A 16,400-nucleotide genomic window follows, 5' to 3' on the forward strand; every position below is an offset into this window, starting at 1 on the left:
AATTTAAAACTTAAACCGACCTAAAAATGGTCGGTTTTTTATTGCCTGAAGGAAAGTTATGTACAAGTTAAAACTTAATCCTCAAAAGAGTGGCTATGGCGTGACACCAGGTGATGATGTGAAGCGCCAGCAGTTTGATGGTGGACGTGGCCGCTATTACATCGATGTAAAGCGTAATAGCCACTTAGTCGATGTGAACTGGAGCTTAAGCAAATCAGACTTCAATAAAATGATGGCTTTCTGGCGTGTTTACCAAAGTCAGCCTGCATCATTCTATGTGGATCTGGTGATCGATCAGGGTACACGTCAGCAATACCTGTGCAACTTCATGCCAGGTACTTTCAAAACCAGTGAGGTCAACGGCAATCTATACCGGGTAAATGCCCAGCTTGAGGTTGTACAGAATCAGAAGGACTTGGCTGCTGATCAGGCCTTAATTAAAGACTGGGTGGTGTGATGGATCAGGAATATGCAAAGTTCTTTCTTAATCGTACAGTCGATATTTATCAGCTGGAGTGTATCGAGCTGACACATCCGTCATTCATCAATACTTATCGAGTTGTACGTAATGATGATCAGGGTGTTTATGTCCGGCACAAGGAGAATGACAGCCAGCTATTCTATGAGTATTTGCCTGCCGAGATCCAGCGCTCAGGCATGCTGGGGGATCTGGACCAGTCCTTAACGATTTCAATATCAGGCTTGGGTGATGTGCTGCCGGATGAGTTTGAGCGGGTGATGGAAGGGCAGTATCCAGATATTAAGCCAACCGTTAATTACCGGCTGTACAGCTCGGACAATCTCAATACACCGATGTACTACCTGCTTGGTCTGCAACTGTCAGGCGTGGCCATGGACCACAAGGCGGTAACATTTAAAGCTGAGTCACCGCGACTGAATACCGCCAAAACTGGCGACATCTTCTCACTGGATCGCTTCACCGGTCTGAAGGGGGCGTTATGAAAGGTCATGATCATTTACTTGATCGGCAATATAATCAGGAACGTTATAACTGTGTCCACTTTGCGCATGAAGCTGCAATGGATCTGTACGGCATAGATCGAGGGGAAGCATTGGAGCTGTTCATGCAACCCAAGGGCAGTATTGAATTCAAGCCATCCAGAATAAAGCTACTAAATCCGCTGCCCATGCCCAAGGAAGGCTGCATCGTCGCCTTCCACCCAAGACTAAGAAACAAGCCCCCGCATGTGGGGCTTTTTCGTGGGGGTAAGGTTTTGCACCTGATGGAAAGTGGAGTGTCTTATTTATCTGAACAAGTTGTTATGGCAATGGGGTTTAATCGAGTCAGTTACTATGATTAAGATTATTTATAAACAGGATCCTTTATCTGAAAAGAAAGTGATTGAGCATGCGTCCACAATTGGCCAATGGCTCACAGCAAAATATGAGTATATGCCTGAGCACCTGCGTATCTTTCACAATCCGAGTGATATGGAGCATGCGGAAATTTCAATGGCCAATGAGGTCACACCGAAAAATGCCCATGACTTGAAGCAGCTCGATTTTCTTCCTGGCACATTCATTGTGATCGAGAATCCGAAAGGGATCCCCGCATTGGTTGCTGCAGTCGTTTCATTAGTCGTTGGCCTTGCCGTTGCATTGCTGATGCCAACGCCGTCGATCGCTCAGACCAACCAGAATAACAATCAGTCCTCATCGGCCAACAATGAGCTTTCAAGCCGTGAGAACAAGATGCGGGTAAATGGCCGTATTGTGGATCTATACGGTGCTGCAAACGACACACCTGACCTGATCGCTGTGCCTTACAAAGTGTACGAGAACAACGTCGAAGTTGAGCACATAGTCGGATGTATTGGCCGTGGACACTATCACATCAATGGGGCGTATGACGGTGAAACCAATATTGTTGATATTGCCGGCGCATCGATCGAGGTGTATAGCCCAGATGTCGATATTGTAACTGGCAATCCGTATTTCTTTTTAGGCAGTGAGATTACAACACTACCTTTATCTGTACAGCAACAAAACTCGGTCAATGGCCAGATCCTGCGCTCTGCAGATACACAAGTACTAGAAGGTACCAACCATCTAAGATTTGGTTATCCGAATGAAATCTTAAGATCTGCATCTAATCTTACGGATTTAACTACCAAGTTTGTTAGTAATGATCGGGTAGAAATCACCAATAGCGGTTTCTGGTTCAATAACCAGTTTTATCATTTGGATGGTGTCTACAGTGTTTTGTCTGTTGCAAATGACCGGATGACCTTATCCAATCCAGCCGCAGTCAATCCAGGCTGGTGGATCCTGAAAGAGCTGGAAACCCAGAAAACAGCTGAGTTATCACCACGACTTGCATCGATAGGTGAGAAATGGATCGGGCCATTTGTTCTGGACAATGTTGAGCGTAACCGGGTGCTGTGTAACTTTGTGGCGACCAATGGGCTTTACGCTATTTTCAACGGCAACATTCAAGGTGCATTGGATGTTGAACTTGAAGTGGAAGTGACACCGATTAATGTGAATGGTGAGCCATTGGGTAATCCAATGTTCCAGCGCATTACCATGAAAGGATCTTCAAAGTCGCGTCAGACTGTGGGTGTCACGCTGGATATGACCACTTTCCAAGGGCGTTGCAGTGTCCGTGCACGTCGGGTGACTGGCGCAATCAATGCACCAAGTGTCGTGGATGAGGTGAAGTGGCAAGCTCTTTACGGAGCGTTTCCATTACAAAGCACGCGGTACCACAGTGAAACTGTTTTTCGTGCTCGAACCTATGCCACTACTGGTGCACTCTCGGTCAAGACCCGCAAGATCAACTTTGATCTGCAACGGATGCTACCTTTTTACCAGAATGGCGAAATGACCAAGGAGGTCTTTCCAACTTCAAGCTTTGCAGATGCCCTGGTATCGATGGCATTGGATGACAAGATTGGTCGCCGTACGGTTGACGAGCTGGATCTGGAAAATATCTATCGAACTTACTTTGAGATCGTGGATTACTTCGGTACACCGCTGGCCGCAGAGTTCTGTGCAACCATTGATGATACCAACCTTTCCTTTGAAGAACTGGTCACCAACGTTTGTGACGCAGTAGGGTGTACGGCCTATCGCCAGAACAACAAGCTCAAGCTGTATTTTGAGCGACCTACGGATAACTCGGTACTGTTGTTTAACTTCAGGAATATTTATCCAGAAACTTATCAAAGGGATCTGAGCTTTGGTGTGATGGATGACTACGACGGCCTGATCTATGAATATACGGATCCTGCTGACGATAGCCGTATCAATATCTATTTGCCAGACAAGAGCGCCAAGAATCCTAAAGTGGTGAAATCGGTCGGTGTACGTAACAAGTGGCAAGCACACTTTAATGCATACCGACTGTGGAACAAGATGCGCTTCCAGCGTCGATCCATCACTTTTGATGCGGCATCCGAGTCTGAATTGCTGGTTCTACGTGACCGGATTGCAGTGGCGGATTATCGCAATGGTATTCACCGCAGCGGGGATGTGCTGCAGCAAGAGGGTTTAATCCTCACTCTCAGTCATGATGTGGAATTCATTGCAGACAAAAGCTATGTGATTTATCTGCAGATGAGTGATGGCAGCGTGGACCTGATTCCTGTGACTGCAGGTGCTGCTTCAAACAAAGTCGTGTTAGGGCGTCTGCCGAATAGTCCACTCAAGCTCAATCCAGAGGATTACATCAACACGACTTATATCGTGGTGAGTGATGATACTAAAGGCTCGTTGCCTTATCTGGTGGCCAAGAAAGAACCTGTAGGCAAGACAAGCAATAAAATCACCGCCATCAACTACGATGAACGCTATTACATGAACGACAAGGATTTCAACGAATTGCCTCCAGATACAACTCCAATTTATATCCGTTATGACCAGCTTGATATCAATCTGGCTCGTCTATATCAGATGCAAAGAGGAGAACTGCCAGCATTTGGAGAAATCAATTTTGTGGTTGAGCCTGGTGTATTGATTTTAAGCTCAAGTTCGTTTCGACCATTAACCGAGCTTATCTTTAGACATTGGAGTAATCGACCTTCAATTAAATACGTTGCAGGCGAAATGCCAGAAATTCCTGCTATTGATACAGGTGAATTTCCACCTGATCTGGTTGTGAATCTAACTATTAAAGGAACTGCTATCGGCCGTGGTGGTGATGGTGGTATTGCTCATGCGGCATATTTTGGTGAGAGTGATTACGAGAATGCATTTACTAAAACTCGTCGTGATGGACATGCTGGTGCACCAGGGTTATTGGTGCGTCACAGCAAAGTGAACCTGATCATCGATGGCGGCATTGTTGCGCGTGGTGGTTCTGGTGGTGGAGCTACGCCAAGTGGAATTAGTACCAAATACAACTACGCGATTCAAGGTGTTCCTGGCGGTGGTGGTGCCCCATTTGGAAGGGTCCTGAGTTATGTTCCAGTTGCTCAAGAAGTACCTCAATTCAGGGCATTTTTTGAGAACAATTATATTGTCAATAGAGTTAGTGACGCCACGCTGACAGTACCTGGTCAAGGGTATCGCAAGCAGGATAAGGATGAAGGCACACCTCTATCTGGCTATGGTGGAGTATGGGGGGGAGTTGGTACCGCAGCGGTAAGTAGTGATACATATGGATGGAGATATCACGGGACTTTTGCTGGGTTACCTGGACCAGGTGGACCGGCCATTATTGGTGCACCGTTGCTGACCCTGCAGATAATCAATGGAGGACAAATCCTACAAACACTCTAACAGTCTTAAATCTTTTATAAGCACCCAAACGGGTGCTTTTTTATTGTCAAAATTTCTGGAGAACGACATGACAGAAAAACAGGGGGCTGTTGAGGCTGCAGCAAATGCAGCCGCGACCGCAACCAAATTTAGTTATACAACATACACAAGTGCAGGGGTGAGCGTGGTGTCTTGGTGGGCTTCAATTGACTGGATGGCGGTACTTGGTGTTGTAGTGGCCGTGGCAACATTCATTTTAAATCTTTATTACAAACGTAAAGAGAATCAGCGTGCCGATGAAATTCACCAGTTGCGTATGAAGCAATATGAACAAACGAAAGAACGGATAAAAGGGGATTTTGATGAAAAGTGAAAACACCCGAACTTATTTGGCCTTTGCTGCGATAGCAATGTCACTGCTTTGTGTTGTGGGGCTTTTCTTTATAGAGGTACCGGATAAGAACCGTGACCTCATTAACGTCGCTCTGGGTGCGATTTTGGGATGGTCTGGAACTGTTGTCGCTTTCTACTTCGGTTCAAGTGATAAGCAGAGGAAAGAAGTTGAAACTGTAGAACCATTACCTACACCTAATGGATTACTTACCTTGCCGAAAGATAAAGACAGGCCAAATCAGTAATTTAGTTTTGAATCAACGTGACCGCCTAAGGGCGGTTTTTTTACACCTATAGGAAAGTGAAATGAATAGAAAACCTTTTTTTGATGAAGCACGTAAATTGGCTGGCGGTAAACTAACACAGGTTCAGGTGGATGACTTAAACAAAGTGGTTGATGGTCTTGCTTCTTCAAAAGGAAAGACCACAAGTCAGGTTGGTATTAATTTGATTGTTAGTTTTGAAGATTTGAAACTTGATGCTTATGATGATGGTGTTGGTGTCTGGACGATCGGCTATGGTACCACGGTGTATCCAAACGGCGTAAAGGTAAAGCAAGGAGATACCTGTACCTTAGGCCAAGCCAAGGAATATTTTGCGCATGACTTAAACCGTTTTGAGAAAGCAGTAAATCAAAGTGTGAAGGTATCCATTAATCAAAACCAGTTTGATGCATTGGTCAGCCTAACTTACAACATTGGTGAGCAGGCATTTAAAGATTCAACTTTGTTGGCCAAACTGAACAAGGGCGATTATTTTGGTGCAACTGACCAGTTCCCACGTTGGAATAAAGGTGGTGGGCAGGTAATGAAGGGCTTGGTCCGTCGACGTGCTGCAGAGCGAGAGCTCTTCTTAAAAAAGTAATTTATCGCTGCAAGCGTTCGCCAGTTTCCTTGGTTCTGAGCCTTGCGGTATTGATACTTTTGTCAGGATGCACGGCGCATACGATCAATAACAACATACACGTTGGTATTTGTGTGAAAGCGCTTTGATTGGCATTATGTTCCATTTTTAATTTGTGGCCAACTTGTCTGCATCTGAGATACTGGTTAACGATCGACAACATAAGTTGTTGAAAAACATATAAACCAAAAAAATGCCAATTTTAACGGATTGGCATTTTTATAAAAAAACAATTATCAATATAAACTTCTTGTATGTATATGCGGATATGCGTATATTTAAATAATAATACTAAGTTGAGCTAGAAAATGGATCAAACCGATTTCTTCAAATGTCTTTCAGATCAAACTCGTTTGGATATCTTGAGGTTGGTTCTTGCTAAAAACAGTATTTGTGTCTGTGAGCTCACAGAACAACTTGAACTGAATCAACCTAAAATTTCTCGGCACTTGGCACTATTAAGAAATCTTTCCGTATTGCTAGACGAAAGAAAAGGGCAATGGGTGTATTACAGTTTAAATCCAGATCTCCCTGAATGGGCTAAATCTGTTTTAAATATTATTGCAAATCAAAATGATGAAGCTATTAACAGTCAAAATGTTATTTCGTCAATATCAATTCAATGTGAGTAATATCAATGAAATTTTTATTTCTATGTACAGGCAACAGCTGCCGTAGCATCCTGTCAGAAGTTCTTTTTAACAGTCGTGCACCTGAAGGGTGGAAAGCATACAGTGCAGGAAGTAAGCCATCAGGACAAGTACATCCATTAACCATAGAAACTTTAGAAAATCTTGGTCTTTCAACAGATGGTTTATGGAGCAAAACAATTGATGACTGTGAACAATATCAACCTGACGTGGTGATTACTGTTTGCGATTCAGCAGCTCAGGAAGCGTGTCCCCTTTATTTGGGCGGAGCGATCAAAGCACATTGGGGCTTGGCTGATCCTTCACATTTAGATTTGCCGAAAGAAGAAAAATTAAAAGCATTCCAAGTTACTGTTGATCATATCAACCGCCGCTTAGATGCTCTTTTCGCACTGGACACAGCAAATATGACACGCCCTGAATTGATTTCTGCAATCAATCACATCTCAGATATTGAATGAGAACATCATGGCTCAGCAAAGATTGTCCTTTCTAGATCGTAACCTCACGCTATGGATTTTTATCGCCATGGCATTGGGGATTGCGATAGGTGTGTTTTTTCCGCAAGCCTCCGTCGCTTTGGATAAAATGAGTGTTGATTCAGTCAATATTCCAATTGCGATTGGCTTGATTTTGATGATGTATCCACCGTTAGCCAAAGTAGATTATGCAGCCCTACCACAAGTGTTTAAAGACAAAAAAACCGTAACTTTGTCTTTGGTACAGAACTGGATGATAGCACCAGTACTAATGTTTGCATTAGCCATTATTTTTTTGCATAGCTATCCAGAATATATGACGGGCCTAATCCTGATTGGGTTAGCTCGCTGTATTGCAATGGTCTTGGTGTGGAATGGTTTAGCCTGCGGTGATAACCAATATGTAGCTGCATTAGTAGCATTTAATAGTATCTTCCAAATTTTATTTTTTAGTACGTATGCATGGTTGTTCTTGACCTTCCTACCACCTTATTTTGGTGTTGCGGGGCAAGTGATCAATGTCGATTTCTGGACCATTACCCATGCGGTATTGGTGTATCTGGGCATTCCATTTTTCCTTGGCTTTATTACGCGATTCACTCTAGTGAAAGCTAAAGGTCTTGATTGGTATCAACAAGTCTTCTTACCTAAGATCAGTCCACTGAGTTTGTTAGCTTTATTGTTCACGATTGTGGCGATGTTTAGCTTAAAAGGTAACGATGTGGTGAGCTTACCTATGGATGTTCTGCGTATTGCCATTCCATTGACGATTTACTTTATCGTGATGTTCTTTATTAGCTTCTTTATGAGCCGGTGGATGGGGAATGACTATGCTAAAACAACAGCAATTTCTTTTACAGCTGCAGGTAATAACTTCGAATTAGCATTGGCTGTCGCCATTGCAACTTTTGGTTTAGCTTCACCAGTCGCTTTTACCACGGTAATTGGGCCATTGGTTGAAGTGCCTGTGCTGATTGCTTTAGTCAGTGTGTCTTTGTGGCTGAGAAAAAAGTTTTTTAAAGAAGAGGTGTAATTTTTATGACTCTCCCAAATGTAGATATGAATCTTCTTGATCAACCTACTTTAGAAAAAGTACAAGCTAAAGAGCTGGATCATCCAGCACGTATTTTGCTGCTGTATGGCTCTAACCGCGAGCGTTCATATAGCCGATTGGCAGTGATGGAAGCCGGGCGTATCTTGGAGAAGTTTGGTGCAGAAGTAAAAATCTTTCATCCGAAAGGTCTGCCTTTACCTGAAGATGCGGACACTGAGCATCCAAAGGTGAAAGAGTTGCATGCTTTACTCGCCTGGTCTGAAGGGATGGTGTGGTGCTCACCTGAACGCCATGGTTCCATGAGCTCAATCTTTAAATCGCAAATTGACTGGATTCCGCTTGCTGGCGGGGCAATTCGTGCGACTCAAGGTAAAACATTGGCATTGATGCAAGTCAGTGGGGGATCGCAATCATTTAATAGCGTGAATCAGATGCGTATTTTGGGGCGCTGGATGAGGATGATTACGATTCCAAACCAATCTTCAATTCCTAAAGCATTTTTGGAATTTGAAGAGGATGGACGTATGAAAGCCTCTTCTTATTATGACCGTATTGTGGATGTGATGGAGGAGCTTTATAAATTTACCTTGCTTACCCGTGGGCAAAGCCAGTATCTAACCGATCGTTATTCAGAGAGAAAAGAATCCGCAGAAGAGCTGTCTAAAAGAGTAAATCAAAAAAATATATGATCTGATATAGACGCGAGCCCTCTGAGGAGGGCTTTTATCATTGGCTAATTTCTTTGCAAATTTTCTTAATTATCCTTAATTTTTGTTTTTTAAGATTAGGCTATCTTTTTCAATCTTTTCTGCTGCTTTCCAACTCGGAAGAAGGCTCAAACGTTCAACATAGCTTTGAAGATGTGGATAATTTTCACCTTGGGCCATATTATGGATTAAGCCATGAAGTCCGAATCCCATCATAAAGTCTGCTCCAGTTAAACGATCGCCTACTAAAAATTCTTTATTCTCTAGATAATTATTTAAAAAACCAAAGACTTTATCAAATTCAACTTGAGCATAGTCTTCTAGAAATGCCAATTTGGTTCCCTGTTTCATTTCTATCGCATTAAAAGTTTTTAGTAGAAATGGGACCATGGCTGAGCTTTCAGCGAAATGAATCCATTGTAGGTAATCTGCATATGCAGCATCATTTATATCTGGTGCTAGGTGAGGGGCAAGCTTTTGAATTAATAACTCTACTATAGCACCCGATTCTGCAATGACTTTACCTTCCCACTCAATCACGGGAGATTTTCCTAAAGGATGGATCTTTTTTAATGACTCAGGAGCCAAATGCGTGGTTAAGTCCCGGTAATAGCACTTCAACTGATAAGGTTCTTTAATTTCTTCAAGTAACCACAAAATTCGAAAAGAGCGTGATTGGTTTAAGTGATGTAATGTAATCATGATAATTCCAATTTTAAAAATTTATGGGTAATTTCCCATGTCCTAGTCGTATCGTAGAGCTAGCTGTTGCTGTAGCAAGGTCTTAGACAGAGTGGTAACGCCATACAGTTAAACATGAGTTGTCCTTAGGAAGTTTGATTAAACTCTCAAATATAGAATGATAGTATGTATATTGACCTTCTAGCACTGCTAATCACGATTAAGCTTGCTTATGAATGGTAAAGAGCCTATAAACCTAACCTGTCGGTGCGGGATGGAGCAGTCTGGTAGCTCGTCGGGCTCATAACCCGAAGGTCGTTGGTTCAAATCCAGCTCCCGCTACCAACCGATTTAATTAATTTTGCTCTTTGATGTATTTAAAGTTGCTATTCTGGAAAGAACAAATAGCAATTGAAATTAGCTTATATAATCCTAAACAAAGCTATATATTATTAAATTCTAGAAACTCAGTTATCATCTCTTATCTGTCTAGCGTATAGTAAATAAAATCAATCATTTGAGCTCTTAAGTAGAGTGATTTTGTGTTAACAATTATTAATGACTGGCGCGTAGCCAAAGCCATCGATGGCAATGAAATTTGTGTGAAAATTATCCCTTTGAAACGTCAACAGAGTACGTTACAAGGTTTCAAATGGGTAGAAGTTGGAAAAAGAGTACTACTAAATTGTGGCCAAGAAATTGACTTTAATTTAGATGGAAATAGTTTCTATACTGATGTTAATCAACTTTATCGATTAATCTAACTAATTCACACATTTGTAGTATCTTTTTAATAAAGATGAAATGGATTAAAGCATTTTTAAAATTATGATTTAATCCCTAAATAAAGTATATAAGGTTTAAAATATGTCTGATACATCTACTGGTACAGTTAAGTGGTTCAATGAAGCTAAAGGTTTTGGTTTCATCCAAGCTGATTCTGGTGAAGATTTATTTGCTCATTTCAGCGAGATTCAAAGCAGTGGCTTTAAAGTTCTGAATGAAGGTCAACGAGTAAGTTTCGTTTCTGGTCAGGGTAAGAAAGGTCCACAAGCTACTTATATTAAAGCTATTTAATTGATAGAAAAATAAAAAGCTCACTATATGTGGGCTTTTTATTTTCTTACATACACAAAATTATGTAACTTAATATAGACTTTCCTCCCCCGGGGGACGGGTCTTAAATCTACGGTGGAACCACATATATTGTGTAGGATACATACTAATTTGGTTTTCAAGTATTTGATTAACTCTAGTCGCATCAACTACTTCATCGGTACTTGGAAAATTGTCTAATGCAGGCTCTAAGAGAACATGATATTGAGGGTTCTTTATATCACCTGTCCTATAGAAAAATAATGGAATGGCAACTGCGTCTGCAATTTTCATTAAACGCCTATGAGCTGTCAGGGTAGCTGCAGGAACATTGAAGAAAGGGGCCATTACACCTTGTTTTAAACCGAAGTCTTGATCTGGGCTATACCATATAGCATGACCTTGCTTTAAATTTTTGATAAGCTCCTTCATATCATTTTTCGGAATTTGATTCTGATAAACTCTAGAACGCCCTCTAATGATCAAGAAATTTAAAAGAAGGTTATTTTGCGGTCTATACACAACATCTAAATTAAAGAAGCAACTACTTACGAAACCTCCAGCATCTAAAAGTGTAGTATGACTCCCAAGGAGCAGTATACCTTTGTCTTTATGCTTTTTAAGGTGTTCTAATCCATCTATATGAATTCTATTTGCAAACCATTTAGGTGAGTACCAAGAATTTATAGCCTCAAAATAACCAAGCATTCCATTAAAAAAAATTTGTTTAGCATCTAATTCAATTTGATAGGACGATTTCTGAGGAAAACATAAGTGTAAGTTACGAAGAGTTGTCTTTCGGCGAGATCCTAAAGTCTTCCATGCTATTTTTGATAAAATTTCTGCAAGACGCCATTGAAGCGCCCAGGGCAATAATGCCAACACTAATAAAATTCCAATAGAAACCCAGATAAACCAATATTTAGGTAGCAAAAATGACCAGAGAAACGTACCTGCGATATACGGATATGTGTAATTCATAGCAGAGTGTTTCTTAAGAAGAGTCTTGTATAGAGTAACATAGATAATTTTTATTCAGTTATTTAATTATTACACGATAATCTACTGGTAAGATTGATGAGTAGTGCTAATTAACCTAAATGAAAATAACAGCTTATAAGAATTGGCATTATATTAAATTACTTGAAAGTGGGATTTTATAGTTACATATCTCAACTAGCATAGAATAGTTTTGGGTTTGATTGTTATTCCTATAAGTTTTTGGATGTATTCTCAAGCATATCTATTTTTTACGTAGTTTGGTTGGGTATTATCTTTTTTATTGTTAATCAGGCTTGTATTCAGTTTTCTTAAGAAAAAGTTTTTATAAAGGTTAACTTGGTAACACTGAACTCAAGAATAATATGATCTTTCTCTTGAAATATATGAGAGTCCATTAAATAAAACTAATCCTGCTTGTATAATGTCTTCTTTTTAAACATTTTATTATTCTTGTAAAAATAAAGTATTACAATTCAATGGCGGTTTATAGACTTTTTGTGATGATCCTGAGTTAAAATAATATAACTGTATATTCAGTATCGTTTGGTGAGCTAGCTATGAAAGATGGAATTTACTTACTAACATTTAAAAGCAGTGATAAAGATTTTGGAAATGGAATACTTGTTGTTGATGATGAGATAGCTGATGGAGGAGATACAACCTATTCTTACAATGGGTATATTGAAGAGAATCGGCTAATCTTAAGTCTCAGCAAGCACAATATAAATGTACATTCTCTTTTTGGAGGTTCTGGATCACTAAAACTTAATTTAACTTTTCAAGAGGATAATCAAGGCTATATGTTGCATGGAAATGTTGAAAATTTACAGACTGTACCTTTACTCGTCCAAGCAAAACTAATTGGTAAAAAAAGTTAGCTTTTTCATTGCTTAAAGTTTTTCTTAAATTAGAAAGCCTATTTTAGGCTTTTTTAATAAAATAATTTCAATAGCTTGAATTTTAAAGAATTAATTGAGTTTATTGGTTAAATATTTTTTTAAAGAAGTTAGTAATACTAATCTGAAGCTTAAGTTCAAACACATTAATTTTAATTAAGGGTTTGATGAGAAAGGATTTAGAGATAATAATATAGGTGTAAAACTTTGGGGGTGTAATGTTCATATTTATTAGTTAATTATAGTTTTCTAGATTTTGTAGGAATTAATTACAACTTAATGCAAGTTCATGCTATCTATATATCAACTAAAGGCTTATTGTGAATGAGTGATAGATAGTTATCTACACATCATTATACAGGAGAGACACTAATGTCTCAGAATCAAGATAATTCAAAACAACAGTCTAATCAACAAAATCAACCACCTGGACAACAACAGCAATCTGACCCTAAACAGAACCCCCCTGTACAGCCAGATTCACAGCAGCCGGTGATTAATCAGCCTAAAGAAAATAATGAACAATCTAAATGATCATTATTGATTTAGAATTTTAACTATTTAGTATAGTTAAAAAAGTTGGCATTAGAGAGCTACAAATAGCTCTCTAATTGTCGTTTCCAGTTTGTTGATAAAGTGAGTGATTGTGGATTGTATATATAAGAGTGAAATAATATGATTTTGGCCTTTTTTATAATATCAGTATTATTATGGGTGCTATATTTTAAGTTTGAAAAGAAGATAAGAAAAAAAGGTAGGGTACAAGAAATGCCTAATACCACGCTAAATATTCTAGGAAAAATATTTAATGAAGCAGGAGAAGAGTATGCACATGAAGTAATAGTTATACTTTATCAAAATGAATTAAAAACAGTGATAGGGATAGAAAGTGAAGAGTTTATTAAAGTCAAAAAGGATGCAATTATTGCTCAAGAAGCTACAGGAGAGGTTGGGGTATATATTGATACTTTAAGGGTCGGATATCTAAATGAGAGTAGCGCCAAAGAATTTTGTAATTTTATAAAAATAAAAAGTTTATCTGAACATGACGCTTTTGAGGTTGATGCAATCGTCATTGGAAATCCAAAGGGTGATAAATGGTATGTAAAACTAAACATGCCCCATGATATGCAAAAATTTAGATATAAACTTTATTAATTAAATTTTATAAGATTGTATCTTATATATCCAATTGAATAATAATTATAAAATTAAAAATATGTAAGTTATTGTATTAATTGGGGATTACAAATAAAGACATTACTTAAACTTAAGCCCTAAAAGAATAATCTGATCTTTTTTCAAGAATACTTTAAGCTTGTGTCTCTTGTGTATTTCCAGATGTTTAAAATATGAAAATTAAATACTTAATCTTTGCGTTACTCCCATTGTCTTTAATGGCTTGTCAAAAAGTACAAAACGATACTAATAGTGCTGCCTCTGAAGTTGCTACTGCAGCTGCAAAGAATTTGTCTGAATATAACTGGACATATCAAGGTGCAAAAGACTCTAAACCCCTGATTTTATCATTTAATTCAGAGCAAAAACTCTCAATTCAAACAGGTTGTAATAACCCTGGTGGTACTTGGAAGATTGAAGGGAATACAATTGTAACTTCAGGACTAGTATCAACTTTGATGGCTTGTGCCGATGAGGATTTAATGAAACAAGAAGATCTAGCTGTAGAAATCTTCAACGAGAAAAAAGTACCTTTTGAAATCAGCACCGTAAATGATCAAGCAATTTTGACAGTGACTGATAGCAAAGGACAAAAACATGTATTCACAGGTGTTAAAGTGACGAAATAAGAGTTAAGAATTTTATTAGCTCTTAACCTCTATTTGCCAAGGTTAGTCAATCAGTCAGAATGCATGAATGTAATTAATATTAATTGATGCAAATAGCAGGTATATTGTTAGATGATTGAATAGGGTTCACAACCAGTCAATCAATAAAAAGCTCATCGAAAGGTGGGCTTTTTATAGAAATGTTCACTCTCCCTTGAGATGGAATTTATTAAAATGCCGTCGACTACTTACATGACAAAAATCTGTGGTTAAAATAAGAACAATTAATGTAACAGAAATAATCGGCTAAAATTGGGCGCCGATTAGAATTAAGTAATTGAATTTATTGAATGAATACTACGTTGACATCGTAGAGGTCTCCAGTTCGAGTCTGGATATACCTACCAAGATATTAAAGTCATATAACTTTTTATGAAGTTACATGAACTCCAAAGCCCTGAGTCAGAACGATTCAGGGCTTTTTTTATAGCTTCAAAAAGGTAGGTGGGACTAACTGATAAAACAAGACGTAGCGACAAGAAGATTAATAATAGGTCTATTAAGCTGTTGCATTTTTGTTTTTAATTGTTGATTTTAATCGATAATTTATAAGACCTACTTTTTGTAGGGCATTTCTCGAGTAAACTATGCCCATCGTAGTCTGATATCGACTGTTTAAGGACATAAACAGTGTTTTACGATGAGGTTTTGGAATGGTATTACTTATAAATTCTCGGGCGCGATAAAGGCGTTATGAGCTTAGTGAAGTTAATGAAAAAATTTATTTTAACGGGCCTTACTGCAATGGTTGCAGTACTTTCTACCCAGACAATGGCAGCAGATTTTGTTGCAGGTAAAGATTATACGGTTGTACAAAATCCAGAAAAAACGTCTGTTCCAGATAAAATCGAGGTACGGGAATTTTTTTGGTATGGCTGTACCTATTGCTTTAAATTAGAACCGCATATGCAAAGCTGGTTAAAGCAGATTCCAAAAGATGTGTATTTTCTTCGCACGCCGGCAGCAATGACACCCATGTGGGAGCAGGGTGCGCGTGCCTATTATGTCAGTGAAGCATTAGGCATTCGTAAGCGGACACATTTACCATTATTCCATGCCAATTTTTCTGGCAATCAAAGAATTTTGCAAAAGGAAGCTTTTGCTAAATTTTTTACCCAATACGGCGTACCTGAGCAAAAGTTTAATAGCATGTTTGATTCTTTTGCAATCACAGCAAAAATTGCCGAATCCAATCAATTGGCGCGTAAATACCAACTTACAGGCGTTCCTGCGGTCGTGGTAAATGGTAAATATATTGTTCAGGGCGGTGATGAAAAGGTTGTGCAAGTGGTGGATTATCTGGTGAATAAAGAACGTAAAAACAAATAATGTTTAGTTTTTTTATGAGGACATTATTTTGAGTTCAACACATTGTTTAGACAGTTTGCTTCGTCACGGCCATGCTGTGTTGGGTTTAGCTTTTTAGCATTAACAGGGTGCTTGACCCCATTCATAATTGGTGCTAATTTAAACAATAAGGAAGTCATATACTATTTGGGATTTAAGAGAAATCTTGCCTAAATGCAAAAAGATATGATGACCTGAATACACAGCTAACAACGAACGAAACAATCTAGATTGTTTTTAAAAATGTTCAAGGTTGTAGAAAAGCCCGTTAATCGGGCTTTTTTAATGTCTATCTTTTTTAAAGTCTAGACTCAGGATATAGTCGTTTCTAAAGATTGGCAGGGCACACAAGATTTCTAATGCTGTTATTTATTATTGTACTGGTTGTGATTGGCTTGGTTTTATTCATACTCTGGGTAAAGAAAACCAGCGCTAGCCAAGTTTCATCTGACTCTAGTGATTCGTATTCGCCAACGCCTTATATCAATGACTCATCTCAACATCATGCTTCCAGACCTACCGATCAGTGTAGCATAAGTGACAGTACTAGCTCGGATTCGGGGAGTTGTGATGGTGGTGGAAGTAGCGATTAAAAAGCTCGTACCCCCGAGGGAGGAGTACGAG

Annotated in this window: 19 protein-coding genes, 1 tRNA gene and 2 pseudogenes; 20 read left to right on the top strand and 2 right to left on the bottom strand. The window is 39.0% G+C overall.

Annotated elements, in window-relative coordinates; genetic code table 11:
* Positions 1-58 precede the first annotated feature (58 nt).
* The 11 genes and pseudogenes from J699_RS13530 (at position 59) to arsH (ending at position 8,890) form a co-directional block, all read left to right on the top strand.
* Positions 59-457, top strand: coding sequence for a hypothetical protein (locus J699_RS13530; protein ID WP_032866697.1), 399 nt, complete (start codon positions 59-61; stop codon positions 455-457).
* Positions 457-963, top strand: coding sequence for a DUF1833 family protein (locus J699_RS13525; RefSeq protein ID WP_005231296.1), 507 nt, complete (start codon positions 457-459; stop codon positions 961-963). The genes J699_RS13530 and J699_RS13525 overlap by 1 nt, the downstream gene beginning before the upstream one ends.
* Positions 960-1,322: a hypothetical protein gene (locus J699_RS0218565; protein WP_032866701.1), complete on the top strand. Its 363-nt coding sequence runs from the start codon at positions 960-962 to the stop codon at positions 1,320-1,322. Before J699_RS13525 ends, J699_RS0218565 begins: the two co-directional genes overlap by 4 nt.
* A pseudogene (locus J699_RS13520) lies at positions 1,315-4,423 on the top strand (host specificity factor TipJ family phage tail protein); the annotation flags it as partial. The gene J699_RS0218565 and the pseudogene J699_RS13520, both read left to right, overlap by 8 nt.
* 387 nt (positions 4,424-4,810) lie before the next feature.
* Positions 4,811-5,095, top strand: a complete 285-nt coding sequence (locus J699_RS13515; protein ID WP_032866707.1) for a holin — start codon at positions 4,811-4,813, stop codon at positions 5,093-5,095.
* Positions 5,085-5,360, top strand: coding sequence for a hypothetical protein (locus J699_RS0218570; RefSeq protein ID WP_227556472.1), 276 nt, complete (start codon positions 5,085-5,087; stop codon positions 5,358-5,360). Before J699_RS13515 ends, J699_RS0218570 begins: the two co-directional genes overlap by 11 nt.
* Positions 5,361-5,421: 61 nt before the next feature.
* Complete coding sequence (locus J699_RS13510; protein ID WP_032866709.1) at positions 5,422-5,979, top strand: lysozyme; 558 nt, start codon at positions 5,422-5,424, stop codon at positions 5,977-5,979.
* A 347-nt stretch (positions 5,980-6,326) separates the two neighbouring features.
* Positions 6,327-6,650 carry an ArsR/SmtB family transcription factor gene (locus J699_RS13505; protein WP_032866711.1) on the top strand — a complete coding sequence of 108 codons (324 nt, stop codon included), beginning with the start codon at positions 6,327-6,329 and terminating at the stop codon, positions 6,648-6,650.
* Between the two features lie 5 nt (positions 6,651-6,655).
* Positions 6,656-7,129 (top strand): arsenate reductase ArsC, encoded by a 474-nt coding sequence (locus tag J699_RS13500; RefSeq protein ID WP_032866713.1) that lies wholly within the window; start codon positions 6,656-6,658, stop codon positions 7,127-7,129.
* 7 nt (positions 7,130-7,136) lie between these two features.
* Positions 7,137-8,180 carry an ACR3 family arsenite efflux transporter gene (gene arsB / locus J699_RS13495; RefSeq protein WP_032866715.1) on the top strand — a complete coding sequence of 348 codons (1,044 nt, stop codon included), beginning with the start codon at positions 7,137-7,139 and terminating at the stop codon, positions 8,178-8,180.
* Between the two features lie 5 nt (positions 8,181-8,185).
* Positions 8,186-8,890 carry an arsenical resistance protein ArsH gene (gene arsH / locus J699_RS13490; protein ID WP_032866717.1) on the top strand — a complete coding sequence of 235 codons (705 nt, stop codon included), beginning with the start codon at positions 8,186-8,188 and terminating at the stop codon, positions 8,888-8,890.
* 75 nt (positions 8,891-8,965) lie between these two features.
* On the opposite strand, the gene J699_RS13485 is transcribed toward arsH, so the two are convergent.
* Positions 8,966-9,610, bottom strand: a complete 645-nt coding sequence (locus J699_RS13485) for a glutathione S-transferase family protein (RefSeq protein ID WP_032866719.1) — start codon at positions 9,608-9,610, stop codon at positions 8,966-8,968.
* A gap of 247 nt (positions 9,611-9,857) precedes the next feature.
* Here J699_RS13485 and J699_RS13480 point away from each other — a divergent pair.
* From J699_RS13480 to J699_RS13470, 3 genes are all read left to right on the top strand, one after another.
* A tRNA-Met gene (locus tag J699_RS13480) sits at positions 9,858-9,934 on the top strand.
* A gap of 197 nt (positions 9,935-10,131) precedes the next feature.
* Positions 10,132-10,353: a hypothetical protein gene (locus J699_RS13475; protein WP_032866721.1), complete on the top strand. Its 222-nt coding sequence runs from the start codon at positions 10,132-10,134 to the stop codon at positions 10,351-10,353.
* Between the two features lie 103 nt (positions 10,354-10,456).
* The gene (locus tag J699_RS13470; protein ID WP_032866722.1) at positions 10,457-10,666 is read left to right on the top strand and encodes a cold-shock protein; all 210 of its coding nucleotides are present in this window, start codon (positions 10,457-10,459) and stop codon (positions 10,664-10,666) included.
* 69 nt (positions 10,667-10,735) lie between these two features.
* Here the strand turns inward: J699_RS13470 and J699_RS13465 are convergent, their stop codons facing one another.
* Positions 10,736-11,665 (bottom strand): lauroyl acyltransferase, encoded by a 930-nt coding sequence (locus tag J699_RS13465; RefSeq protein ID WP_032866723.1) that lies wholly within the window; start codon positions 11,663-11,665, stop codon positions 10,736-10,738.
* 578 nt (positions 11,666-12,243) lie between these two features.
* Here J699_RS13465 and J699_RS0218575 point away from each other — a divergent pair.
* The 6 genes and pseudogenes from J699_RS0218575 (at position 12,244) to J699_RS19405 (ending at position 16,369) form a co-directional block, all read left to right on the top strand.
* A complete protein-coding gene (locus J699_RS0218575; RefSeq protein ID WP_032866724.1) occupies positions 12,244-12,564 on the top strand; it encodes a GrlR family regulatory protein in 321 nt (106 codons plus the stop codon).
* A gap of 390 nt (positions 12,565-12,954) precedes the next feature.
* Complete coding sequence (locus tag J699_RS19490; protein WP_165569288.1) at positions 12,955-13,116, top strand: hypothetical protein; 162 nt, start codon at positions 12,955-12,957, stop codon at positions 13,114-13,116.
* A gap of 141 nt (positions 13,117-13,257) precedes the next feature.
* Positions 13,258-13,740 (top strand): hypothetical protein, encoded by a 483-nt coding sequence (locus tag J699_RS13460; RefSeq protein WP_032866726.1) that lies wholly within the window; start codon positions 13,258-13,260, stop codon positions 13,738-13,740.
* A gap of 194 nt (positions 13,741-13,934) precedes the next feature.
* Positions 13,935-14,384, top strand: a pseudogene (locus J699_RS13455) (META domain-containing protein); the annotation flags it as partial.
* A gap of 756 nt (positions 14,385-15,140) precedes the next feature.
* Positions 15,141-15,758: a thiol:disulfide interchange protein DsbA/DsbL gene (locus J699_RS13450; protein ID WP_032866727.1), complete on the top strand. Its 618-nt coding sequence runs from the start codon at positions 15,141-15,143 to the stop codon at positions 15,756-15,758.
* Positions 15,759-16,135: 377 nt separating this feature from the next.
* A complete protein-coding gene (locus tag J699_RS19405; protein ID WP_131224140.1) occupies positions 16,136-16,369 on the top strand; it encodes a hypothetical protein in 234 nt (77 codons plus the stop codon).
* Positions 16,370-16,400: the final 31 nt, after the last annotated feature.

The organism is Acinetobacter sp. 1000160 (assembly GCF_000588715.1).
Taxonomy (GTDB): domain Bacteria; phylum Pseudomonadota; class Gammaproteobacteria; order Pseudomonadales; family Moraxellaceae; genus Acinetobacter; species Acinetobacter courvalinii.